Here is a 22763-nt window from a genome sequence, read left to right as displayed (position 1 = left end):
TATACCCATTTAGCTTTACATCCCCTGATGCTGGATCTGTGTGGGTCAGATATTTTTCGTAACTTTTCTGCAATGTTTGAAATATCATCTTTAAAAGCACGGCTTTTTCATTTATCCTGAAGATACTGTACCTTTTATGGTTACAGTCCTCTTGGTAACGAGCTCACCTCTTGTAACAAAGGTGGGCTCGAAATATTAAATAAAAGAAAAGCATAGTATAACGCCTACGAAAAAGGGTTTCTAGGGGTCATTCTACTATTCAAGAATTGGGCCATTATGTTGAACAAAGGGTTCTACGCAAACTTCCTTTTTGGAGGGAGATTATTGTCTTATCTAAAGGTTTTGGGGAAGATATGGTTCTTTATTAGGGTTTGTTTTAGCGACGATTTTTTATGGTATAGCTGATACAACCATTGAAGTAAATGATATTGTAAGGACTGGTCTTATTGCTACAATACTTCTGTCTATATTAGGCCTAATAATAACGTTTAATAAGAACAGGAAATCAAGATCGATTTAATGCGTAATCTTAGATGATCGAGACGTGCTAATTGAATAGTTCGTTCTTCTGAATCGGACCAAATTGAGGAGTAAATAGAAGCAAGAGATGGCTCATATGTAGATAGGGAAGGAGGCTATAACCAAGTGAAAATAATAGCACTACTTCAAACATTGTATCATCCGTTGTTTTTGCAATACTTGTAGTTATCATCCAGGCTTTCGCCAGTAACCCTGGTATTGGTTGGCAGGTATTAATGTTTGTACTTTTTTTGGGTTAATGTTTTTTGTTTTAACTTTCTTTAGATGGTACTTCAATCGACTTATTAAGAAAAGGTATATTGAAAAAGACAAAAAGGGATAGTTGTAGAAAAAAGTAGATAGATTGCAGACACCTACAACCTTTAATTATCGAGGCGCTTTAGCGGAATAAATTTGCTCGGCATTTTGGGCAGAAAAGGGGTGGGTAATGTAATGTTAAAAATTAATTCAGTTTCTTTATTGCTTTTGTTATCCCTTTTCTTAATTGGATGCCAGAATAATAATCTTAATCTAAGTGGGAATGTTTCCAGTATAGAGGTTTATGAATGGGATAGTGATGAACAAATTGCCATAATTGAGGACATAGAGTATATAGAAGAACTTGTAATCGAATTAGATAATGCGAGAACTGAAACGACTGCGAATTTAGATTATGAGTTACCTGATTATGAATTACTCTTCAAAAATGATGAGGAGACCGTTTTTGATATTGGTTATTATAATCAATTGATGAATTTAGGTGTTGAAGGGCGTTATTTGGACGTAAGTGAAGACTTAATATATGGATTGGAATTGCAGTTACCCCTTGATTAACGTCATTTTTATTAAACTAACGAGGCGCGTTAATCGAATAAGGTCTGCGCCACTCTTGAGCCATGTCTTTTTGCAAATGAAATGTCATTTTATAAGACTAACCCCAGCTAAAATCTTTTGACACCATGAAAGGGTGTTTCGCCATTGAATGTAGCAAGAATTCTTGCCTTAGCTGTACTTTTTATAGCATTTATTATCGTTGAACCGATTCTGGCAAACGTACAAGATAGAGAGTTAATGGATTCATATCCTGCGTTATTTGGGGCGGTCATTGTATTATTATTCGTTCTTGTTATATGGCGTATATATACCTTAAGATCAAGAAAAAAAGCGCAGGAAAACTTTAAAAACGAGATAAATGTTGGAGAAGATATAAATCAACTTGGAGAAGACCAATATGCATATCAAGAACCATTGCAGCAATTTGATCAGCACCCGGTACGGATATTTAATAAAGACGGAGAGCCTACGGCTGTTTTTGAAGTTCGTTTTAGGAATAAGTACGAGAAATTTATGACGGTAACTGGATTCATGGATTACAGTAATATCTTGATGAAAACACAGGATGGAAATGAAGAGATTTATCTTCAAACGGTTCCTGTAAGAGAGTCTCTCAGACAGAAATGGAAAGTTTTCTTGAACGGAAAAGAACATGCTACTTTAAAAATGGAGCCTGGATATAAAACGCTAAAAAGAGGCTTGGAATTTAAGTGTTATTATGAAAATGGTGGAGAGATGTATATATTAAACACCATGAGATTCGGAACGAAAACAACACTATACTTAAAGGGTGAAGAAAATAATCCTGTTTTGCATTGTGAACGATCTTTTATCGGGATGGGGAAAAAAGGCAAGGATGAGAGTAGAGGGAGAAAACATCACTTGCATGACGTGAAAAATTCGGAGCTTTCTTTGATAGAGAAAGCAGGAGTTTACCAGCAAATCATTTCAAGGATAAAAAGGTAATAAGTCCAACTCATGAAATTAGAATTATTGAAGCGACCTTCTGTTAACGAGGCGCTTTAATGGAATAAAAATTGTGCCAGAATCGGGAAATTGTGGAGTGAAAAACCTTCAAAAAGTTACATTATTTATGTATAATTATACTTAAATTACAATAAATATACATAAATGAAGGGTGTTGAACTATGAATATGGTTTGTGAGTCTGAGGAAATGAGCGATTATTTACTCGATTCCCATGAAGTTAACTATTCCCAGCCTCAAATCCAAAAGAAAGCTGTCGAACTTTTTGATCACGCTCAAACAGAGATGGAAAAAGCTAAAATTGCATTTGAATTTGTCAGAGACGAAATTCTTCATTCCTGGGATATCCAAGGAAGCAGGGTGACATGTGACGCTTCAGATACTTTAGCTTATAAAGAAGGGATTTGCTATGCAAAATCCCATTTACTTGCTGCATTGTTACGTTCGCAAAATATCCCAACGGGTTTTTGTTATCAACGTTTAATGCTATTTGATACACCAGAAAAAGGTTATTGTATACACGCTCTCAATGCCATCTTTCTAAAAACGCTTAACAAATGGGTTCGAGTAGATGCTCGTGGCAACAAAAAGGGTATTGATGCCCAATTTTTAACTGAAGAAGAACAGTTAGCTTTTGAAATTGTTGAAGATAATGACGAAAAAGATTATCCAATCATTTATGCAAAACCACATCCAAAAACACTTGCCGTTTTAAAAGAACATACCGATGCGGTCGAAATGTATAAGCATCATTTACCAGAAAATCTATAGTAAAATCAGGGGGATCTACTGGTGTTCGATTTAAAAGGCGATTCAAATATGACGCCGGTTGTAGGAATGTTATATTCGGCTGTTAAAGAAAATTATGAGCGATTAAAGACAATAACCACAGATATGTCTCAAGAAGAATTAGATTATCATGGCCCAAATGGAGAATTAAATAGCATTGGTCAATTAATTAAACATTTAGCTTATATTGATATTAATTGGGTACACAGGATCAAGGATGAACCTTTACCGAATGCTTTTGAAGATAAATATGGGCCAGTTTTAGATAAAAACAATCGTCTTCCAAATGTTAAAGGGGTCTCTCTGCAGGAACTTTTATCGAATTATGAACAAGTATTTGAAATGTTTAAATCTGAATGTGTAGGATTAACTGACACTGATCTAGATAAGGTTGTCACTTTTGGACATGAAAACGAAAAGCAAGCAACAATTCGTTGGGGAGTATGGCATATAGCAGATCATAGCAGATACCATCAAGCCCACATAAATCAGCTACGGAAATGGTATAGCGGAGAAAATTAATGCTCAATTATCGGCGCATTTGTGCAATAAGTATTGAAAGCTCCTTATTGGCTTATTTGGGCGATTGAAGTGGAAGATGAACAGCGAATATGCTAAAAAAATGAGGGGTGTTAAGTGGAAATTGACTTTCATCGCAAAAGAAATCGCAATACTTATAAAACACGAAAAGCTGACAGAACATGGATGGAAATAATCTATCGAGAATATTTTTAATGCTTTAGATGTTGGATGTGGCGGAGGAATCTATTCTAAGGCATTGGCAGACATGGGAATTGATTCAGTTACTGGTATCGATTTTTCCAAGGCTATTCTTGAAGGTGCAAAAGAAAATTGCAAAGAATATAGAAATATTTCGTTTGAGCATGGTAATGCTTTTGAAACGGGTTTAGATGGTGAAAGTTTCAACTTAGTGCTTGAAAGAGCATTGATACACCACATTAAAGACTTAGAGCCCTGTTTTAAAGAAGCATATAGAATGTTGAAGGACAACGGAATTTATATTGTTCAGGATCGTACTCCTGATGATTGTTTGTTAGAGGGTAGTAATAATCATATTAGAGGATACTTCTTGGAACTTTTTCCAAGGTTAGCTGAAAAGGAGATGCATGAAAGAACAGGAAGAAGTATTTTACATGAATTAGACGATCAGGAATTGAAGTTATTAATAGCCTATATTGATGAGTCAATATCGACAGACCATAACATAGTTGAAAAGGATAGATGGACAATTTGGAAGGCAGTGAGCTTTCTTTAAGGAATACTTACAGTTTTGACCTACAATGGCTTTAGTGTGTTTCGATGAAGGAGAAATATATGAAGTGGTTGAAGTGGTTCAATATATTTAAAGGGATGGCAATGGGAATTGTTGAAACGGTTCCGGGGGTTAGTAGTAGTACGATTGCCATGCTTATAGGGATTTATGAAAACATCATTCAATCGATCAATGATTTGACCACAAAACAGTATAGAAAAGCATTACTTTTTCTATTCCCTATTGTACTTGGAATCTTGTTAGGGGCAATTATTTCCGCATTTACTGTGGAATACCTTTTAGAGAATCATCCAATACCCACTCATTTTTTATTTATGGGATTAATATTAGGTATGTTACCGTTCATTTGGAGAAGTGGCCATTTGTTACAAGGAAATAACTGTTCATATAAAAAGTACCATTTTGTAGTAATGACCCTTTTCTTTCTTTTAATCGCATCTTTAAGTTTCGTTGTAAGTCTTGATGAAACAGTCATTGTTGATCTAACCGTTACAGATTATTTTTACCTATTTTTTTCTGGTTGGCTTGCAAGTATTGCGTTAGTTTTGCCGGGCATGAGTGGTGCTTTAATATTAATGATCGTGGGAGCTTATTATACGGCGTTAAGTGCTTTACGTACATTAGATATACCGGTGATACTAACTGTCGTTGCAGGAGTTATTATTGGGATTTTGATTACGGGAAAACTTGTACGTTTCATGCTTCAAAAATATCGGCGAAGCACGTATGCAGCTATAATTGGATTACTGTGTGGATCAATAGTTATCTTATATCCAGGTTTTCCAGCACAACTTACAGAATTAATTATAAGCTTATTGCTACTATTGATTGGTTTTTTCTTTGCACTTACTGTAAGCAGCAAACAAAAATCAGAGACCGATGTTGAGGAAAAGGGCGATTTTCCGGAATAATTAAGGGTAGGGGATTCTCATGGCGATCTATAACATTATAATGAAAATGGGCTTTTTCCTTGCTGGAGTTAGCATGAGCATATTTACAAATGAAAAAAAGCAGTTAGTCTGAGTTGGGTCTTTTTCATTTTATCTTTATGGCGAGGTGTGATAAGGATATAGAGGTGGAGCAAATGTTTTTCTGTTAAGGAGGAGTTACATTGGATAAGAAATTAAGGAAATCATCAACAGATAAGGCCATAACAGGAGTTTGTGGAGGGGTTGCTGATTATTTTGGTATATCCTCTTTGGGAGTAAGACTAATTTTTATCTTTTTACCTGCAAATCTACTTATCTATATACTCCTTGTTTTCACGATTCCTAATGATGGCCGACCATCATTGTGATGGAGATTATAGTATGTTGTAACGCCGCCTATCCCAATAATGCTTTTTAAACACTCTTAACTAAAGCGTCGCCTATGTGGAATAAGGAGTATGCAACCCTACCCTTTTTCAAAAGGGCGGACAGGAAAATATTACAAATTAATGGGTCGGGTACATTGGCATACAAGCTATTCATAAGCTATAATTGTATAAATCGTATTTTTTTCCATTAAAGAGAGGGATGTTATGAACACAGCTATTTTCATTATCATTGCAGCGGGGATCATTTTTATACCGATTTTACTTGTAATCGGAATCATTTTTATTCGTAGGCGTTATAAAACCGCTAGGTCCAACGAAGCACTGATCATTACCGGTCCGAATTTAGGCAATCCTGAAGAGGACAATCGGATTTTTCATGATGAAAATGGCAGAAGTATGAAGATCATTCGTGGCGGCGGAGTGTATTTACGTCTGTTTCAAACCAGCACACCGGTGGATCTGAATGCTTTTCAAATCCAGTTAACGACACCGAAAGTATACACTTATCAAGGGGTGCCCGTTGTTGCTGATGCCATTGCCACGATAAAAATTGCCGACAAATTAGATGGTATTGCGAACTATGCCGAGCAATTTTTAGGAAAAAAAGAAAGTGACATCGAAGAAGAAGTGTCAAAAGTGCTTGGCACCAATTTACGTGCGATTCTTTCGAAATTATCAGTAGAAGCGATTAATAATGACCGTGAATCTTTTGCCCATCAGGTTCAGGATATTGCTCAGGTAGAGCTTGACAACATGGGTTTTAAGATTACGTCTTTCGGTTTGGACGATCTTCGAGATGCCGATGAAGAGAATGGCTATTTAGAGAATTTAGGTCGGCCCCGTATAGCGGAAATTCGCAAAAAAGCCGATATGGCAGAATCGGATGCGGAAAAAGAAACAAGAATGTACCAAGCGAAAAATGATCAGGAAGCTCAGGATGAGGAAAACATTCGTTTGACTACTATTGCTGATTCCAAAAAGGAAAAAGATGTCAGGCAGGCTCAAATTAAAGAAGAAACCGAACGGGCACGTGCAAAATCAGAGCAATCATATGAACTGGAGCAAGCAAGGTTGAAACAAGAAGTGAAAGAAGAAGAAATGGAAATCCAGTATATAGAGCGTAATCGTCAGGTAAACCTTGAACAAGAAGAACAAAAGCGGCGAAAGGCCGAAGCTGATGCGAACGCCTATGATATTAAAGCGCAAGCTGAAGCCGAAGCAGAAAAATTCCGCGTGGACGGGGAAGCGAGAGCTTCTATTGAGAAAGCGGAAGGCCTTGCACAAGCTGATGTTATTCGGGAGAAAGGACGTGCCGAAGCAGAATCCAAAGAATTGATGGCAGAAGCAATGGATAAATACGGCGAAGCAGCAATCATGGAAATGTTTATTAATGTATTGCCCGAATTTGCAAAAGAAGTCGCTTCTCCATTGAGCCAAATTCAGGAAATGAAAGTGGTCGATATGGGAGGTTCCGAGTCAGAGGGTACAGGTAAAATCTCAAACAACGTAACGAAAACCATGCTTGGTATTCAAGATAGTTTGAAAGAAGCAACTGGGATGGACCTGAAAGCGATGCTTGAAAGTTACGTTTCCAGAGGGAATGTCCACGATTTTGCCCATTCGGCAGCCGAAGCTGCAGCTGCTGAAGGATCGAAAGAAGACGTTGAATCGGGACCAGACTCCGACATCGAAGAGCTGGATACAGAAGAACCTGTCGATGAGCAAGACGTCGATGAATCGTCATCAATGGAAGACGAAAATCCTGAAGGTGAGAAGGAATAATAGTGGCAACCCCTGCTTGAGGATAAGCGGGGGTTTTTGATGTGTCGCAAAGGGAAGGGGAAAAGCAGATGCCCCTGGACATAGATCCATTGATCATAAAAAGGAGAGATGTTATTTTAGATATAAAGATCGTTCTATATAAAGGTGATGGTTATGAATAAATCAATAAAAAAGAAGGCACTCTTGAATGTGGCAGAAAGACTATTTTATGAACATGGATTTCGGGGTGTTGGTCTTAAGCAAATTATTCGTGAAGCAGATGTAGCAACGATGACGCTTTATAACCATTTTACATCTAAAGAACATTTAGTTGAGGAGGTTTTAAAGCAAAGGGAAGAAAGATATTGGTCGTACTTGGATAATTTTATCCAAGAAGAGAACGATACACCCTTTCTTCATGCCGTCAGAGCCCACGGAAAATGGCTGGAAGAAGAGTCTTATCAAGGGGATATGTTTTTAAGGGCGATTGAAGATTATGCGGGTGCCAATAATAATATTGAAAATATCGCTCGTTCGCACAAGTCAAGACTGTTAAGCTATTTTCAAACGCTGGCCAAACGGATTGACGAAGACAACCCTAGTGATTTAGCCCATTATTTTACACTGCTGCTTGAAGGAACAACATCGATGACAACATTGATTGGGGCAGAAAAAGCGACGGATTATGCGATGGAATTGGCAAAGAAGATTGTTTATCCGTCATCGTAATTTTTTTAAACAATAGGTTTAAATGTGCTGAAAAGCTTGATCTCATACGCTAGTGCATGTATATGCGATGGCATAGAGGAGCATCTTTAACTGTCATCGTAATTTTTTCACACCATAAATATAAAGATCGTTCTATATATTAACGATTGGTGGAGGGATAGCTTGAAATTTTCCAGATTGGTTCTTCCGGGAATTACAATGATTGCTGTCAGTTATGGGTTTGCAAGATTTAGCTATGGGTTGTTGCTTCCTAATATTAGCCAAGACTTGGAAATGTCCTCATCGATGTCTGGAATCATCTCCTCGCTTTTCTATATCGCTTATTGTTTTGCCATTGTTTACTCTACAGTTGTTTTAACGACCGATAAGGGACCACGTATCATGATTCTCGCTGCCGGAGCCTCCGCCTTCATTGGATTATTAATCATGGGAGCATCGCCCAATGTGTGGATTTTAGCATTAGGGGTTCTGTTTGCCGGAGGGAGCACAGGTCTTGTGTCGCCGTCGTACGGTGCAGCAATTTCACTTTGGATGGAAGAAAAAAAACAAGGAAAAGCCAATACGTGGATTAATGCCGGGACCAGCATCGGTCTTGCTTTGTCAGGCGCAGGCGCGCTTCTATTTGCATCAGAGTGGCGATTAACCTATGTTATCTATGCGCTTATTGCGCTTGTTGTACTCATATGGAATGCAAAGGTGATCCCTCAGCTCGGAGATAGGCCTCGCGTGACTTTTGAGCGGGGGCAGTTTTCTTTCAGAGGCGTGGAAGGAGCCATCCCTTTAATCGTTTGCTCGACGACGCTCGGAATATCCACGGCAACTTTTTGGACGTTCGCGATCGATTTTCTTGCATCGACGAACGCTTATAGCGACTCGCAGCTCTCGCTGTTTTGGATCATCATCGGTGTTTTTGGGATATTAGGCGGCTTCTCCGGATCGCTCATCCAACGCTTTGGCCTTCCCTTGGCTTATAAGTGGGGGAGCCTCATCATTGGAACGGCTTCTTTATTGCTTGCTTGGCTCCCGGAACAATGGGTTGTGTCCTATCTTTCAGCTGCTTTGTTTGGAGTTTCCTATATCTTTATTACAGGGGTGTTGATGGTTTGGGGAATAAGGGTGTTTATTTCCAATGCTTCTTTAGGGATCGGTACACCTTTTTTACTCTTGGCTGTCGGGCAAGTCATCGGATCCATATTAGCAGGAATGTTTATTGATCTCAGCGGATATACGTTTACATTCGCTATTTACGGTTTCATTGGTATTGTGGCGATGGTTCTTGGGCCAAAAGAGATCAAAAATAGTACCTTAAAAAAGGATGATCAATAGAGGCAGCGGATATGCGCATCGTTCAGGAGGACGTGTCCGGACCGTTTCTTACCATAGATGCCGTCGTTAAAGCGAATGGCACTATCTAGACTTTTAGGGCGGCTTATCTTGTATAAGGTGGAGTCCTTATTTTGGTTATTTTTAATCTTTGGTTTTTTGAAGAATTTATACAAATCCTCATATAGTAATTAAATTTGGGGAAAGATAAAGTTCAAAGCAGTTGAATGTAGGAGGATGAAACATGACCACTTCAGACCACCTGTCCCTTTCAGCGGCAGAATTAGGAACGTTATGGATGGGCTATGAAAATAAGACGATGAACATGAGGTTTTTGGAACATTACATTGAAAAAGCGGAAAACCGTGAAGCCAAAGACATTTTAAAGTCCTATTACAAGAAGGAAAGGAAACATGTAGAAACATTGGCAAAAATATTTCAGAAAGAGGGAGCTGCGTTGCCGGTAGGCTATACTGAGAAAGACGTAGAACCGGGAGCTCCTCGTCTATTCGATGAAATGTTTGATGTTATGCACTTGCGCTTGATCACAATCATTAATATGGGGCTGTTCACTGTACATTCATCCATGGCTTATCGGGAAGACATAAGAAAATTGTATAAGGATTTTACGGCTGATGCGCAAGAGGGTTATGACCAAACAACAGGTTTTCTGCTAAAGCATGCAGCGATCCCTCGTCCCCCTTATATATCAATGCCAAAAGATATTGAATTTGTAAAAAATAAACAATATATGTCAGGATTTAATATGTTATCCCGAAAAAGACCTTTAAATGCAGTTGAAATTGGCCATCTTTATCAATCATTAGAGGCAAACTCAGTAGGGATGACACTTATGACCGGATTTGCCCAAGCAGCACAAAATAAAGACGCTGGAAAAGTTTTCTTTGATGGGAAGAATCTTGCGAAACAAATCGTTGATAAATTAAGTGACCTTTTGCGTGAAAGTGATGTGCACACCCCTTCTGTGTGGGCAGGCATAGCAACAGATTCGACCAATGCGCCATTTTCAGACAAAATGATGATGTATCAAACCAGCGTATTTGCCAATTTTGGTCTGACGAGTAATGCCATTGGTTCCGCCTTTAGTTTACGAAGCGATTTACCTGCGAAATTGGCGAAAACCGCAACGGACATATTCACTTTCGCTAAAGATAGCGGGCAGGTGATGGTCGATAATGGATGGATGGAAGAACCCCCGCAAGCAGAGGACAGAACACAATTAGCAAAGGGACAAAGCAAAAAATAATAGTAGAAGATCTGAGTGGGAAGCCCCATTCCTTCCATTTTTTATCGGAGTCTTCTTGCCTGACTTAACGGAGTTGGAAAGCGTTGGGTGTTACCTTAATTAATGCGCGTACAGGGAGTGACGGTTTTTTCATGTAGCGTTATTGCGTGATGCCCATAAGACAGCTCATATTATTTCTTCTTGTTCAACCCCTTGGCAGTGCCAGGGGATTTTTTTACTAAAAAAATTAACACCAACGGTCGAAGGATTTGGTGAAATATAATTGAGGATAACAAAAAATTATACAATAAAAAAGTTGTTTATGTCAATGGTTAATTTGCATTAAATCAGATTATATGATACCATATAATTACAATGATTTCGAGATGACATTCGATGGCTGTGCACAATTTTTTCTAAAAAGAAAATTCGTTCTGTTTTGTTAATTGGGAACTTGTTGTCGTTCGAGTCGGTTAAATGATTTTATTGAGGGCGGGCTGGTTAGATAGCTATAATACACAAGGAGAGTGGATTAATGAATTTAATTAATGAAGAAATAACTCATAAAACCTTTGGTGAAGGAGATATCGTGGATCAGAACGAATCTTCCATCACGATTAATTTCAATGAGGGTGAAAAAAAATTCGTTTACCCTGATGCTTTCGGAAAATTTATAACACTAAAGGATCGGGATACTGCAAAGTCTCTGAAGAAAGTCATTTCCAAAAGGGAGACGGAAAAGAAAGAGCTTGAAAAGAAACGTGAAGAAGAAAAAGAGCGGCAAGCACTTGAACAACAACGTAGGAAAAAACTGAAGAACTATAAAGTGCATGAAAGCTCACAAATTGTTTTCTGGTTGGACGAAGAAGAACAACAAAATGTATTTACCGACTGGCAAGTGTCTGCCGGCAAGGTTCAAAGTGGAAAAAATAAAGGTGAGCCTAACAGACCAGCTCGATTGCGCCCGAACAGCGCAAGTCTTCTGACTGCAAGAACGTCGGAAAAACCAGAAACAGAAAGACAAATTCTCGGCCTCTATATGGTAAATGAAACGTTTACCGGTACGCTTAGCGAGGATGGAATGGTCCCGGCTCATGCGCAGTTTAGAATTGAACTCACGGATCAAGAAGCTGAGAAAATGCTTTTCTGGAATTATTATATCGATAAGAACTATTCTCATCGAATGACATGGAACTCTGGTAAATATCGTTATTTTGATAATGTTTGGACCGTTCAAATTTTAAAGGATATCATTGCATTAAAAACGGCTGAAGATGAAATCAAAGAAGCTGAAAGCTTCCTGAAATATTTCTGTAAAATGAATGCCGTTGACATGGATGACATCCCAGAGCCGAACGGAGCTTTAAAACAATAGTAATCAGATCACCTTATAGGGACGGTTCATATGCTTCGTCGTTAAGCATGAGAACCGTCCCTTGTTGCGTTTATCGATTTTTATGGTATGAGCCGCGCTTTAGGTGTTTTGAAGCGGATCACGTGCTGAAGTAACAGTCAAGAGAGAAGTGAAAACTAAAGGAGTAACGGACACTATATAGGGTCTGCTGAACAATGAAAAACGCTTTCTGTCGCAAGCGATCCCCACCAATTTGTAGCAAGAAGATTCAAGTAAAAGGGACTCCTACCCCGCTAAACCCTTGTATCTTGCCGTCAAAACGGAAGGGATGGCGCTGTAATGGCGGAGACGCCTGTGGAAAAACGGACGAGCCAAGACCCCGCAGTGCCGGTTTTGCACGAGGAGGCTTGGCCGTTCGTCCGCGGCAAGCGAAGCCATCAAAGCGACATCCCGCCTTCTCCTGATATCAACAAGTTGTTCAGCAGCCTCTATATAAACATAAAAGCGAGCACTACGACGGCAACGACTAAGACAATCGGGACGACAATCGTATACATAATGGTCATTAGTTTGAAACTCGATTCACTGCTGTAATTATTATCATCGGGATTTCGGCCGATGGCAAGTGTAATACCTATGATCAAACCGGCACCCAGCAGTATCATTATTATAATTCCTATATTCAATAAAAATCCCTGCTTTCGATATTGTTTCCTGTTTTCATTATATCCTGATCACCTCTTTTAAAAAAGCTTTAGCTTTGAAAAGTCTCTGAAAACAAAATGCCTTTCAATAAACCAACGACACTTAATATATGGCTGGTATAATCCATCGATATCCAAGCAAAACTATGTATGATGAACGATCACGGGAGGATATTATGGAAACAGCATGGCAATCGATCGTAATGGTCATCTCGGGGGTGTTGCTACTCCGAATAGCGGGACGAAAGTCGATTTCACAAATGACAATGGCACAAACGGTTGTGATGATCTCCATCGGTTCAATCATTATCGAACCCATTGTGGAAACAAGTCTTTGGGACGCTATCATAGGAGCTGGCATTTTCATCATCGCATTAATTATTATGGAATATGTACAGATCAAATTTAATTTTTTTGAAAAATTGATTACTGGTAAATCAAAGGTAGTTATTGAAAACGGGGTCCCGCATACGGAGAACTTAAGGAAACTGCGTTATACTGTTGACCAACTTGAGATTCAGTTACGACAACAAGGCATCACAACGTTATCAGATGTGAAGACGGCCACGTTAGAACCAAATGGGCAGTTAGGGTATGAACTTTTTCCGGATGCAAGGCCCTTGACAGTAAAAGACTTCAAGCAGCTTTTGCGGATCGATCAGAACGTGGATGCAAATCAGCAGGAGACACAGAATATTTTTGATGAGTTATCAGATAAAGATTAGCCCGCGTAATTAGGGTTTGCTGAAACGAAAAAATTCTTTTTGTTGCAAGGGGTTTCCCCTGATGTGTAGCAAGAGAAATGCAAGGAAAAATGGCCGCTCACGGCTAAACCTTTGCACCTTATGATCAACATGCGAGGGATGGCGCTGCAATGGCGAAGACTCCAGCGGAAAAACGGACGAGCCAAGACCCCGCAGCGCTGATCTTGCGCGAGGAGGCTTGGCCGTTCGTCCGCGGAAAGCGAAGCCATGGAAGCGACATCCCGCCCTTGCGATCAAGTTGTTCAGCAGCCTCTAATTAAACAAGTTATCGAAAGAACTTGACTTTCTCTGTACAACAAAGGACGCTTAGACTGAAAAGGCTAGCGTCCGTTTTCCTTTTCAGGGACCATATTCTAGAATGGTGAGGGGATTCATGATGGATAAATAAATGAAAGGGAGCGTTTGCGATGAGTCATGTTATGACAGCGGCAGTGCTTACTGCATTTGGCGGACCGGACTTCTTACAATTGCGTGATGATGTGCCTGTTCCAGATGTGCAGGCAGGTCAAGTGTTGGTACGTGTAACCGCCGCATCTGTCAATAATACGGATATTTGGACACGGGAAGGTGCTTACGGGCTTCCGGGAGACCCTGATGCGAAAGCTGGTTGGCGGGGGTCGATAGAGTTTCCGCGAATTCAGGGCGCCGATATGGTCGGCTACATTTGCAATGTTGGCAATGGAGTTGATGCCCAGCGATTAGGGAAGCGTGTTTTAGTGGACCCCGCCTTTTACGATGAAGCAAGTGATGACGCCAATCCGATTGGTCTATTAGGTAGCGAAAGACACGGCGGATTTGCCGAATACGTTTTGGTAGACGACGAGCGTGCACATGACGTGAGCAACTCTCCCTTGATAGATGAACAATTAGCGTGCTTGCCCACAGCTTACGGAACGGCCCTGGGAATGTTTGAGCGTGCGGCATTCGGGCATGGGGAAACCGTCTTAATCACGGGTGCGTCTGGTGGTGTTGGATTAGCGTTGGTACAGCTTGCAGCGGCACGAGATGCTACAGTCATAGCTCTAACCAGCTCGGGTAAAGCTGAGAAAGTCACTGAAGCTGGTGCAACTTATGTTGTTGACCGTGATTCCACCGATGTTGAGAAAAATATTTTGGAGGTGGCACCCCGAGGCTTGGACATAGTTGCTGACGTTGTGGGTGGGGAAACTGTAGCCAGCGTTTTACCGCTTCTCCGGGAAGGTGGACGATGGGTTATTGCAGGGGCTGTTGGTGGTCCTATTGTGACATTCGACTTACGCCGGCTCTATCTGCAAAATCGAAGGTTCATCGGGTCGTCCATGCATACGCCAGCTCACTTTCGGAAGTTGGTTGTTGAAGCTAATTCTGGTAAGATTAGCCCCCGTGTTGCTGAGACTTTTCCGTTGAGCAAAATCCATGAAGCACAGCGCTTTTTTCAACAACGAAAGCATGTGGGCAAGATTGTTGTCCTGCCATCCATTGGTTCATAACACTCACGTTTATTTTGCAACTGTCATTTGACAAAAAACAAAAAAACACTTGTCAAAATTTAGCAGTTTGTGTTACTGTAAATATAAGTTAATTGACCCCCTTTTTAATTGGATCCTCTTCCCCGGAAGAGGATCTTTTTTTATATAGAGCCCTAAACACGCTTAAAGATAGCCCATTAAGGGCATAAAAACGTGAAAATGTCTAATGCTAAATATTAAAAACCGCCGACCAATGGCTGGCGGAAGAATGGGGAGAGTCACTCTGCTATCTTCGCCCCGTAATCAGTTGGAAAATAAATACGATGAGGGCCACAATAAGCAAAAGGTGGACAAGTCCGCCCCCTATGTCGCCGATAAAGCCCAGGAGCCACAAAACTAAAATGACGATGATTATTGTCCAAAGCATACAGCTTAACCTCCAGGATAAAGTAATGATCTAGAAACCAGTTTCCCCATTTTTCGAGTGTTTAACCATGGAATAAGGTGTTTAGATCCATTTTGGAAAAGGGTACACAACCAATAATCAATCAACAAAAGGAGGAGTAGAGATGCAAAAACCTATGTTTAAAGAGTTTATGAGCGATGATGAAGCGGTGCGCGCTATAGAGAAATTAAAAATGGAAGTAAATACGGACAATATTTACGTGATCACACATGATGATGGCCATACGGATAGAGTTGCAGACCGGACAGATGCCAATACTGTAGGCATAGATGAAACAGGGTTTGGGGTTTCCATCAAAAACATCTTTCGCAATAAAGGAGATGAACTGAGAGCCAAATTGCAAGAGCTTGGTTTTACAGAAGAGGAAGCAGAACATTTGGAAAGCCAACTGGATAAAGGGGAAGTCATCGTTGCGGTAACGGAAGCCCCGGAAGGCGTCAGCATTAAATCATAAACGAGGGAAGAAGCCCTCGTTTTTATGTTTGAAATAAGAAATGGATGGGAAGGTGTTTTCCGGCAGTACTTTTGTTTCTGATGAATTTTCAGAGCAAACGTAGGAAGGAGAGAAGAAAATCGCTATGACCATCTCAAAAGAGATCCAAAAAATTAAAGAGAAAAAAGATGATATTGGCGTTCTTACGATTTATTTAAGCACCGATATCAGTGACCAAAGCCAAACGCGCGGGGAGTGGAAAATCCGTCTTAAAAATGGCATGAACCACTTGGAGGATTATGCCAAAAACAGCGAAAACAAAGAAGAAAAGAAAGCACTAAAAAATCTTTTGGAAAAAGCTCATACCCATATTTATGACAAGCAAAAGGATATGCAAAAAAGTTTCGTCATTATGGCTTCAGCAGATGGGGAGTTATGGAAAGTGAAAGTACTCCAAGCTCCTGTGGAAACTTCCTTTCATTGGGAAAAACAAGCAGAAACTGAGCAATTGGAACAACTGAAAGATGAATATCCGGAAACGGGTATTATCGTGACGCAGCAGAGAGACGTCACCTTCATAGAAGCAGCGCTCGGTGAAATACGTGATGAGAAGACATTCACGTGGGACTTAAAGAAAGAAGACTGGGTGGATTATCAGGACCCTTCGCCGCCTTCGGCAACGGACACAAGCCACGATGATTTTCAACGCCGCTTCGAAGAAAACAAGCATCGTTGGTATAAGAGTTTGGCTTCGCTTTTAACCAAAGAGATAAAAAACCGTAATTTAGATGGCGTATATCTTGTGGGCAGTAAATCAGCAACCGGAGATCTTGGGCAGCACTTGGACCAAACGCACCTGAAAGGAACGATTACGAAGAACTTGGGATCCAAGCCCAGCCATGAAATTCTCAACGAAGTGTATAATGACAAAATTAGGTAAATATTTAGTATCCGGCCTCAATTACAGGAGCTTAAAAGGGTCGTTCTTGTTGTTATACAAGATCCAACGGATGGATTAGAGGCTGCTGAACAACTTGATCGCAAGGGCGGGATGTCGCTTCCATGGCTTCGCTTTCCGCGGACGAACGGCCAAGCCTCCTCGCGCAAGATCAGCGCTGCGGGGTCTTGGCTCGTCCGTTTTTCCGCTGGAGTCTTCGCCATTGCAGCGCCATCCCTCGCATGTTGATCATAAGGTGCAAAAGTTTAGCCGGGAGCGGCCATTTTTCCTTGCATTTCTTTTTCTACACATCAGGGGAAACCCCTTGCAACAGAAAGAATTTTTTCATTTCAGCAAACCCGAATTAAAGAAGAGGTAGTGCACAACAAAAAGAAGTTACCCTTCTTTCATAAAGAGGGGTAACTTACTAACTATTAAAATCAGGAGCCAATATTAGAATGATATGGCCTTTGTCTTCTGAAAAATTCCAATCAAAAAAAGCTTCACGTAGTCTTTTTTTCAGTGTCGGTTCACTTAGGAATTTATACAGCCCTTTTTCCTCTAAAGGTCGTTTTGCCGTTCTTAATTCTTCTGTATAACCTAATTCGATGAGTGATTTCTCAATTTCCACGAAAATACCTTCTCTATGAATCAAAACCGTGCGGTCATTAATCCAGAAAACTTCGGTATGAAGCGGAGCTTTTTGAATGGTTTGACTCATCTTGATTATATCACTTTCGAGGTTTTTATTATCAATATGCTCCGGCCAGGAAAAAGAAGTTGATTTTGTGTCATTGTCAATGAGACCCCAGATCATTCCTGTGTGTTTTTCCAGTTTCCAATCAAAGTATAACTCTTTTAAATTTATTTTCTTTTCCCAAAAGCCTGACTTAATAGTGGGGAAAAGTTCGACCATTAACAAATTTCTAGTTTCGAAGACCCGTGTTTCTTCTTTTTGTCGTACGAGCGTTTGTTCAGCGGGGGAGATGAATCCTCGCAAATAGACGGTGAGAAATGGTGGTGTAATAGAAACATAAAGTGAAGTAGAGCCTTTCCCAAAGTGGTCCCGAATTAGTTTCCCCAAGTAACTGACGATTTTTCTTTCTTGTTCCTTTTCCATTTTACGGTTACCTCTTCTAGCCAGATGGCTGTTAACGTTCTGGTTAATTTTCATGCTACATGATACAGGGGGCTTTTCATAGGTTGAAAGATAATATTTCCAGCAACTCCTGTTTACATTTAAAGAGAAAGTAGTATAATTAAAATAGAATAGAAATTATAAAGTTTCTATTTCTAATGTTGAACAAGGCTAACTCTTTATAGGTGAATACAAATAGTAAATTGAATACAAGGGTGGAAATGAGCCGGATTAATGAGCCGGACATAAGCCGAAGGAGATTATTAAACGTTCTCCTTCGGCTTTTTTTATTATAAAAATTTAGGAGAGAATAACTTATGAAATACCTTATAGATAATTCCGTTCAATTAGTTCACCGCTCCAATCTGGTGGGTGATGTTTGCGAGCTTCACACAACGCCTTTCGAAAATCGAAGTAGTTCTCACAGTGAAAAATATATCACGCAATTAATCAAACATGACAATTATAAAAAATGCCCTTACTGCTATCAGCTTTAAATATTAAAAAATACTATCCTCTCAAACACGGGCGGCAGGTTTATGTAGGTTAAGTGTAAATGAAAATATAGCCTTATGAACACACGCAAAGAAGGGGTAGCTAGATATGGAAAGCTTGTCCGATAAAATACTGGTAGACGCCTATTTTAAGGCAACAGAGTTAACGCTTCAAGAGGATTTTGTCCAATTATTAAGAGAGGAGATCGATAGAAGAAGGCTAACTAGGCTGATAACCTGATACACGATTGCCAAAAATTTAAGTCTAAATAGCTGGAGGAAAGAAATTGCATTCTCTCCGCCAGCTTTTTTTATCCTTCTGGCATCGATATGGTTCAGCGCAGTAATTTTCCCGGGTTGTCTTGATTGCTTTCCACGTTGTAAATCACCAGAAATTTTCTTCCGTTCCCATTGTTGATCTGGTTATCCAGTAAAACGACCTGGTGAACATGGACATTGTCATTTTCGTACTTTTTTGCAGCATGCACGCTTTCCCTCAGTTGTAAACCAGCCTTATTAATATCGTTGATAACAATTTCTGAAAATTCTTGATAGCATTTTATATTAGCCATTTTATATCCCCCTCCAATTTCTGAAGTATAGTAAGTGCGTTCTCCTATTGGTTAATTCAGGTCATGCGTATAATTTTGTTTCCCGATCTTCCCACGTGCCAAACCTTTAGAGGACGAGAATAAATGCTTGGGTTTGATATGATGCTGTTTAATGAGTCCTTAACACGTAAATAGTACAATATGGCTTATAAATGAAAGGGGATAACAATGGCTTACAGAGATGCGGATCTATATAAGTATTTTTTTAACAACTTAGAACAGATTGTTGCCCGAATTGTAACCAGCACATCACAATCACTTCAGCATCGACTTTCTCATTCGGAGCATGACTTACACCAAGAGTTACTCAATAATTTGTTAATTAAGATCAAGGATGAACTGGATGACGAAGATTCTACGGCAGGTATAAACTTGGATTACGATCCGACAGACGTATTAGGTGAACAAGGATATGACATTGACTATATAGTAACGTTACTTTCTCAATTTCGTCTAAACGCATTAAAGGAGGTTGAAGTGGTGCTTCAAGAGTACGACGTGTCCCTTAAAGATACTTTTTATTTCATGTACAGAGTTACGGAAATTTTCGATCAAGCCATTAAAAACTCGACGAAATATTATAATACCCAACAGCAATCAAGGCTTAAAAAGTTAGAAGAAGAATTATTAGAGCTTTCTGCCCCCATTGTTCCGGTAAAAGAAGATGTATCAGTCTTACCTATTGTTGGATCCATGAGTGAGGAGCGAGCAGACCATATCATAAAGAATGTCATCCCAAAGGTGAGTGAAAACAAAATTGGTACACTTATCCTTGATTTTTCAGCCATCCATATATTAGATACATTCGTGGCGTCTAGATTATTTACGATCACCAGGACTTTAAAGCTTTTAGGTATTCGCACCATAATTACAGGTATTCGTCCGGAAATGGCTCAGACTACGATAGAGCTTGGGATTGAAATGGACGACATAGAGATATATCGAGATGTCAAAAGAGCTTTAGAAAAGATCATTTAAGATTTTAAAAACACGGAGACGCCATCTGGAATCTCGTGCGGTGTAAACTATATGAAAGGTTTTAAATATGACATTCCAAAATTTGATTCCCGCGGCGGCGAGACGGCTTATGAGCTTATCCAGCCGGCAGTTCCGCTATGAAATGACAACCAATGTTTGGATCATCTGTTTGTTCTACGGTGCCATTGGAGCAATACTCACAGCAATTGCATACTGGTTGGATATGGTTATGATCATGGGGGAAGAGGCTCGCTTTCTCGTGGCTGACTATGATTTGACCAGCCAAATCATGAGCGGTCTTATTGCAGGAATTATTACGTTAAATGCGTTTACATTAAATTCGATTTTGGTTGTCCTTACCAATGTCTCTGGGCAATTTACACCTCGGATATTGACGACGTTTATCTCGGATAGACACACGCAGCATGCGCTGGGTATTTTCAATTTGGTGTTTGTGTTTATTTTATTTTCCTTTTTCCTGTTGGATGAGCAAACGGCTTCCTATTACTTTGCATTTCCAACATTAGCTACTTTGGCTATGTTTATCGCTTTGGCGACGTTTATCTTCTTTATTAATCACGCGGTCAAATGGATGCAAGCCTCAAATTTAACCTACAACATGAAAGAGGAGTCGCAACAACGGATTTTAACAACGCTTGGGAAAGACTTAGAGCCGTATCGCACCTATGAACCCAACCAAGACGTAGAAATCAATGAAAAGGATGGTCACGTTCTTTATGCTCGTCACTCCGGGTATATTCAAATTGTTGATTTTAAAAGGCTCGTTCATTATGCTGAAAACCATGATTTAATCATCCGTATAGAACGAAGAGTTGGGGAATATATACTGGCAGGCATTCCGCTGTTGACGTATTGGAAAAATGGGCGTGACGAAAAATCCATCCACGAAGGTTTTATGCTCAAAAAGGTGTTTATTGGCTCAAAGCAAACGGAAATGCAAGACATAGAATTTGGCATCAATAAACTGGAAGAAATTGCAATCAAATCCATCGGTAATGATGATCCCAATACAGCAACAAACGCGATTATTCATCTATCAGACCTGCTGTTGTCCATCTCGCAGATCACCCATTTTACCCCGTACTTAACGGATACCCACGATGATCTTCGTGTCATTATCAAAGAAGAATCCTTTGAGTACTATTTATATTCCTCCTTTTCCCATATAAGCATTTACGCGAAAGATGACCCTGTTCTCACGAACGAGATTTTGCAAGCGTTAAGCCTTCTAACGCAAACCATCGGCCCAGCTAACCATCAAAGCCTCTGGGAATTTGCGCAGGCGGTGGCTAGAGGATACAGGGCACCGTTTGCTTTTGCGTACAATGAGCATAGGTTTTATACGAGTCTTCAAGATATATCAGAAACAACAGGTCATCATGAGGAATTTGAGGACTTCAAAAACGAACTAAGAGAACGTCTTACAATTTAGGTTCCATTGGATTGAAGATGCGTTTCTCACAAAAAAAGACCGGGATACCCTGGTCTTTTTTTGTACATGGCTTTGTGTGAATGGCCACTTCAGACCATCTCTCCATTTGAGCGGCAGAATTAATGGGGTATTATAACAAGACGATGAACAGGAGGTTTTTGGAGTAAACCTGGCGAATGATGAATTCGCCAGTTAATCTTATATATGCCAATCCTTCCCCTAGTTTTACATTCCTGCTATCAATGCGATGAATAATAGGACGAGAGCAAATAAGAGCAAAGCAAGTAACAGAATTGCCATGATCCCGGAAATTAACAACATTTTACCATACTTATCCAAAAGTTCATTTAAGTAAGTCATCGTCACATCTTCTGAGGTAGCTATATATTTTGCTGCTCTCCCTGTGCGAAAGATGAGATAACCGAGAATAATTGAGATGACACCTGGGATAGCACCGATGATGAAATCAAAAAGGCCGACTATGGCGCTTATCGATCCAATGATAATCGTGATGATTCCTACAAACTGTCCCCACCTTGATATTCTTTTCAAAGGAATTTTGTTTCGTTCTTCCACGCTTCACCCCTCCTCTTGATGCTAGCACTATAGTATGTGTTCTCGTTGTGAGTGATGATAAAACATAACTTCCATCCGAATAGTTAATAAAATTTGTTACACTTCTTAGAGTAGACTCATTTTTAAGGAGAGAGTTATGGACACGTTAACGATTACGGAACTTGATACGGAAAAGAAAATCAGCGAAGCTTTTCCAGTTATGAACCAGCTGCGCACGCATCTTAACGAAAAAGAATACATGGAGTTGGTGGCTGAGGCGAGAGATAAAGATATGTACAGAATGTTTGCTTTGTACGATCAAGAAGATATCGTTGCGGTGATTGGGTTTAAACCTATGATCACTTTATATTATGGGCGGTTTGTTTGGGTTTGTGATTTAGTTACGGATACGGATAAGCGTTCTAACGGATATGGCGAAAAGCTTCTTTTGTACGTCCATAACTGGGCACTGGAAAATAATTATAAAAGTGTTGCACTTTCATCAGGCTTGCAACGTTATGATGCGCATCGATTTTATGAAGAAAAAATGGAATACGGCAAAGCAAGTTATGTGTTTAAAAAATCTCTGCATGAATGAAAAGAAGAGTCCGGAAAGGCATACGACGGCA

The 22763-nt window shown here is 39.8% G+C and carries 26 protein-coding genes and 1 pseudogene; 21 read left to right on the top strand and 6 right to left on the bottom strand.

Annotation, left to right across the window (positions count from 1 at the left end; all coding sequences use genetic code 11):
• Positions 1-972 precede the first annotated feature (972 nt).
• The 12 genes and pseudogenes from EPH95_RS06840 to EPH95_RS06785 all read left to right on the top strand — a co-directional run bounded on the left by EPH95_RS06840 (position 973) and on the right by EPH95_RS06785 (position 12174).
• A complete protein-coding gene (locus EPH95_RS06840) occupies positions 973-1353 on the top strand; it encodes a hypothetical protein (RefSeq protein ID WP_142088504.1) in 381 nt (126 codons plus the stop codon).
• 144 nt (positions 1354-1497) lie between these two features.
• Positions 1498-2319: a tubby C-terminal domain-like protein gene (locus EPH95_RS06835; protein ID WP_142088502.1), complete on the top strand. Its 822-nt coding sequence runs from the start codon at positions 1498-1500 to the stop codon at positions 2317-2319.
• Between the two features lie 182 nt (positions 2320-2501).
• The gene (locus tag EPH95_RS06830) at positions 2502-3110 is read left to right on the top strand and encodes a transglutaminase-like domain-containing protein (RefSeq protein WP_142088500.1); all 609 of its coding nucleotides are present in this window, start codon (positions 2502-2504) and stop codon (positions 3108-3110) included.
• A gap of 18 nt (positions 3111-3128) precedes the next feature.
• On the top strand, positions 3129-3650 hold the full coding sequence (locus tag EPH95_RS06825) for a DinB family protein (RefSeq protein WP_142088498.1): 522 nt from the start codon (positions 3129-3131) through the stop codon (positions 3648-3650).
• Positions 3651-3764: 114 nt separating this feature from the next.
• Positions 3765-4404 (top strand): annotated as a pseudogene (locus tag EPH95_RS06820) (class I SAM-dependent methyltransferase).
• Between the two features lie 59 nt (positions 4405-4463).
• A complete protein-coding gene (locus EPH95_RS06815; RefSeq protein ID WP_142088496.1) occupies positions 4464-5333 on the top strand; it encodes a DUF368 domain-containing protein in 870 nt (289 codons plus the stop codon).
• Between the two features lie 200 nt (positions 5334-5533).
• A complete protein-coding gene (locus EPH95_RS06810; protein ID WP_142088494.1) occupies positions 5534-5719 on the top strand; it encodes a PspC domain-containing protein in 186 nt (61 codons plus the stop codon).
• 225 nt (positions 5720-5944) lie between these two features.
• Entirely contained in the window at positions 5945-7522 is a 1578-nt protein-coding gene (locus EPH95_RS06805; RefSeq protein WP_142088491.1) for a flotillin family protein, read from the top strand.
• A 153-nt stretch (positions 7523-7675) separates the two neighbouring features.
• Positions 7676-8230, top strand: a complete 555-nt coding sequence (locus tag EPH95_RS06800; protein WP_142088489.1) for a TetR/AcrR family transcriptional regulator — start codon at positions 7676-7678, stop codon at positions 8228-8230.
• Positions 8231-8392: 162 nt separating this feature from the next.
• Positions 8393-9556, top strand: coding sequence for an MFS transporter (locus EPH95_RS06795; RefSeq protein WP_142088487.1), 1164 nt, complete (start codon positions 8393-8395; stop codon positions 9554-9556).
• A 241-nt stretch (positions 9557-9797) separates the two neighbouring features.
• Entirely contained in the window at positions 9798-10820 is a 1023-nt protein-coding gene (locus EPH95_RS06790) for a DUF3231 family protein (protein ID WP_142088485.1), read from the top strand.
• Between the two features lie 514 nt (positions 10821-11334).
• Positions 11335-12174: a malate synthase gene (locus tag EPH95_RS06785; RefSeq protein WP_142088484.1), complete on the top strand. Its 840-nt coding sequence runs from the start codon at positions 11335-11337 to the stop codon at positions 12172-12174.
• A gap of 467 nt (positions 12175-12641) precedes the next feature.
• On the opposite strand, the gene EPH95_RS18735 is transcribed toward EPH95_RS06785, so the two are convergent.
• Positions 12642-12818: a hypothetical protein gene (locus EPH95_RS18735; protein ID WP_160141666.1), complete on the bottom strand. Its 177-nt coding sequence runs from the start codon at positions 12816-12818 to the stop codon at positions 12642-12644.
• A gap of 215 nt (positions 12819-13033) precedes the next feature.
• Between EPH95_RS18735 and EPH95_RS06780 the strand changes: the two genes are divergently transcribed.
• The 3 genes from EPH95_RS06780 (at position 13034) to EPH95_RS06775 (ending at position 15090) form a co-directional block, all read left to right on the top strand.
• Positions 13034-13582 carry a DUF421 domain-containing protein gene (locus EPH95_RS06780; protein ID WP_142088482.1) on the top strand — a complete coding sequence of 183 codons (549 nt, stop codon included), beginning with the start codon at positions 13034-13036 and terminating at the stop codon, positions 13580-13582.
• Between the two features lie 149 nt (positions 13583-13731).
• Entirely contained in the window at positions 13732-13881 is a 150-nt protein-coding gene (locus EPH95_RS18730) for a hypothetical protein (RefSeq protein ID WP_160141628.1), read from the top strand.
• A gap of 147 nt (positions 13882-14028) precedes the next feature.
• Entirely contained in the window at positions 14029-15090 is a 1062-nt protein-coding gene (locus EPH95_RS06775) for a zinc-binding dehydrogenase (RefSeq protein ID WP_227004081.1), read from the top strand.
• A gap of 265 nt (positions 15091-15355) precedes the next feature.
• Here EPH95_RS06775 and EPH95_RS06770 read toward each other — a convergent pair whose 3' ends face one another.
• Positions 15356-15496, bottom strand: a complete 141-nt coding sequence (locus EPH95_RS06770) for a lmo0937 family membrane protein (protein WP_142088481.1) — start codon at positions 15494-15496, stop codon at positions 15356-15358.
• 142 nt (positions 15497-15638) lie between these two features.
• Here EPH95_RS06770 and EPH95_RS06765 point away from each other — a divergent pair, with 142 nt between their 5' ends.
• Together EPH95_RS06765 and EPH95_RS06760 are read left to right on the top strand one after the other, a co-directional pair.
• Positions 15639-15989 carry a YflT domain-containing protein gene (locus EPH95_RS06765; protein ID WP_142088477.1) on the top strand — a complete coding sequence of 117 codons (351 nt, stop codon included), beginning with the start codon at positions 15639-15641 and terminating at the stop codon, positions 15987-15989.
• Between the two features lie 124 nt (positions 15990-16113).
• A complete protein-coding gene (locus tag EPH95_RS06760; protein ID WP_142088475.1) occupies positions 16114-16908 on the top strand; it encodes a VLRF1 family aeRF1-type release factor in 795 nt (264 codons plus the stop codon).
• A 17-nt stretch (positions 16909-16925) separates the two neighbouring features.
• On the opposite strand, the gene EPH95_RS06755 is transcribed toward EPH95_RS06760, so the two are convergent.
• The gene (locus EPH95_RS06755; RefSeq protein ID WP_142088473.1) at positions 16926-17129 is read right to left on the bottom strand and encodes a hypothetical protein; all 204 of its coding nucleotides are present in this window, start codon (positions 17127-17129) and stop codon (positions 16926-16928) included.
• 203 nt (positions 17130-17332) lie between these two features.
• Positions 17333-18025 carry a Na-translocating system protein MpsC family protein gene (locus EPH95_RS06750; protein WP_160141665.1) on the bottom strand — a complete coding sequence of 231 codons (693 nt, stop codon included), beginning with the start codon at positions 18023-18025 and terminating at the stop codon, positions 17333-17335.
• A gap of 621 nt (positions 18026-18646) precedes the next feature.
• On the opposite strand from EPH95_RS06750, the gene sda reads away from it, so the two are divergent.
• Positions 18647-18778, top strand: coding sequence for a sporulation histidine kinase inhibitor Sda (sda, locus tag EPH95_RS19790; protein ID WP_142088469.1), 132 nt, complete (start codon positions 18647-18649; stop codon positions 18776-18778).
• Between the two features lie 94 nt (positions 18779-18872).
• Here the strand turns inward: sda and EPH95_RS06740 are convergent, their stop codons facing one another.
• A complete protein-coding gene (locus EPH95_RS06740; protein WP_142088466.1) occupies positions 18873-19109 on the bottom strand; it encodes a hypothetical protein in 237 nt (78 codons plus the stop codon).
• Positions 19110-19316: 207 nt separating this feature from the next.
• Here EPH95_RS06740 and EPH95_RS06735 point away from each other — a divergent pair, with 207 nt between their 5' ends.
• Complete coding sequence (locus EPH95_RS06735; protein ID WP_142088464.1) at positions 19317-20126, top strand: STAS domain-containing protein; 810 nt, start codon at positions 19317-19319, stop codon at positions 20124-20126.
• Positions 20127-20193: 67 nt separating this feature from the next.
• The gene (locus tag EPH95_RS06730) at positions 20194-21579 is read left to right on the top strand and encodes a DUF2254 domain-containing protein (protein WP_142088462.1); all 1386 of its coding nucleotides are present in this window, start codon (positions 20194-20196) and stop codon (positions 21577-21579) included.
• A 225-nt stretch (positions 21580-21804) separates the two neighbouring features.
• On the opposite strand, the gene EPH95_RS06725 is transcribed toward EPH95_RS06730, so the two are convergent.
• Entirely contained in the window at positions 21805-22155 is a 351-nt protein-coding gene (locus tag EPH95_RS06725) for a DUF5362 family protein (RefSeq protein ID WP_142088460.1), read from the bottom strand.
• A gap of 136 nt (positions 22156-22291) precedes the next feature.
• Here EPH95_RS06725 and EPH95_RS06720 point away from each other — a divergent pair, with 136 nt between their 5' ends.
• Entirely contained in the window at positions 22292-22732 is a 441-nt protein-coding gene (locus EPH95_RS06720) for a GNAT family N-acetyltransferase (protein WP_142088459.1), read from the top strand.
• Positions 22733-22763: the final 31 nt, after the last annotated feature.

Origin of the sequence: Salicibibacter halophilus (assembly GCF_006740705.1) — a bacterium.
GTDB lineage: Bacteria > Bacillota > Bacilli > Bacillales > Marinococcaceae > Salicibibacter > Salicibibacter halophilus.
Note: the sequence above shows the minus strand (reverse complement) of the source record. Positions and strands in the feature narration are given on the sequence as shown.

Coding starts and splice junctions, on each gene's coding strand:
- EPH95_RS18730 (WP_160141628.1), top strand. CDS start 13,732: ATGGCGAAGACTCCAGCGGAAAAACGGACGAGCCAAGACCCCGCAGCG.
- EPH95_RS06730 (WP_142088462.1), top strand. CDS start 20,194: ATGACATTCCAAAATTTGATTCCCGCGGCGGCGAGACGGCTTATGAGC.
- EPH95_RS06765 (WP_142088477.1), top strand. CDS start 15,639: ATGCAAAAACCTATGTTTAAAGAGTTTATGAGCGATGATGAAGCGGTG.
- EPH95_RS06780 (WP_142088482.1), top strand. CDS start 13,034: ATGGAAACAGCATGGCAATCGATCGTAATGGTCATCTCGGGGGTGTTG.
- EPH95_RS06720 (WP_142088459.1), top strand. CDS start 22,292: ATGGACACGTTAACGATTACGGAACTTGATACGGAAAAGAAAATCAGC.
- EPH95_RS06760 (WP_142088475.1), top strand. CDS start 16,114: ATGACCATCTCAAAAGAGATCCAAAAAATTAAAGAGAAAAAAGATGAT.
- EPH95_RS06770 (WP_142088481.1), bottom strand. CDS start 15,496: ATGCTTTGGACAATAATCATCGTCATTTTAGTTTTGTGGCTCCTGGGC.
- EPH95_RS06790 (WP_142088485.1), top strand. CDS start 9,798: ATGACCACTTCAGACCACCTGTCCCTTTCAGCGGCAGAATTAGGAACG.
- EPH95_RS06830 (WP_142088500.1), top strand. CDS start 2,502: ATGAATATGGTTTGTGAGTCTGAGGAAATGAGCGATTATTTACTCGAT.
- EPH95_RS06840 (WP_142088504.1), top strand. CDS start 973: ATGTTAAAAATTAATTCAGTTTCTTTATTGCTTTTGTTATCCCTTTTC.
- EPH95_RS06740 (WP_142088466.1), bottom strand. CDS start 19,109: ATGGCTAATATAAAATGCTATCAAGAATTTTCAGAAATTGTTATCAAC.
- EPH95_RS06805 (WP_142088491.1), top strand. CDS start 5,945: ATGAACACAGCTATTTTCATTATCATTGCAGCGGGGATCATTTTTATA.
- EPH95_RS18735 (WP_160141666.1), bottom strand. CDS start 12,818: ATGATACTGCTGGGTGCCGGTTTGATCATAGGTATTACACTTGCCATC.
- EPH95_RS06815 (WP_142088496.1), top strand. CDS start 4,464: ATGAAGTGGTTGAAGTGGTTCAATATATTTAAAGGGATGGCAATGGGA.
- EPH95_RS06755 (WP_142088473.1), bottom strand. CDS start 17,129: ATGGCGAAGACTCCAGCGGAAAAACGGACGAGCCAAGACCCCGCAGCG.
- sda (WP_142088469.1), top strand. CDS start 18,647: ATGGAAAGCTTGTCCGATAAAATACTGGTAGACGCCTATTTTAAGGCA.
- EPH95_RS06785 (WP_142088484.1), top strand. CDS start 11,335: ATGAATTTAATTAATGAAGAAATAACTCATAAAACCTTTGGTGAAGGA.
- EPH95_RS06775 (WP_227004081.1), top strand. CDS start 14,029: ATGAGTCATGTTATGACAGCGGCAGTGCTTACTGCATTTGGCGGACCG.
- EPH95_RS06800 (WP_142088489.1), top strand. CDS start 7,676: ATGAATAAATCAATAAAAAAGAAGGCACTCTTGAATGTGGCAGAAAGA.
- EPH95_RS06735 (WP_142088464.1), top strand. CDS start 19,317: ATGGCTTACAGAGATGCGGATCTATATAAGTATTTTTTTAACAACTTA.
- EPH95_RS06750 (WP_160141665.1), bottom strand. CDS start 18,025: ATGGAAAAGGAACAAGAAAGAAAAATCGTCAGTTACTTGGGGAAACTA.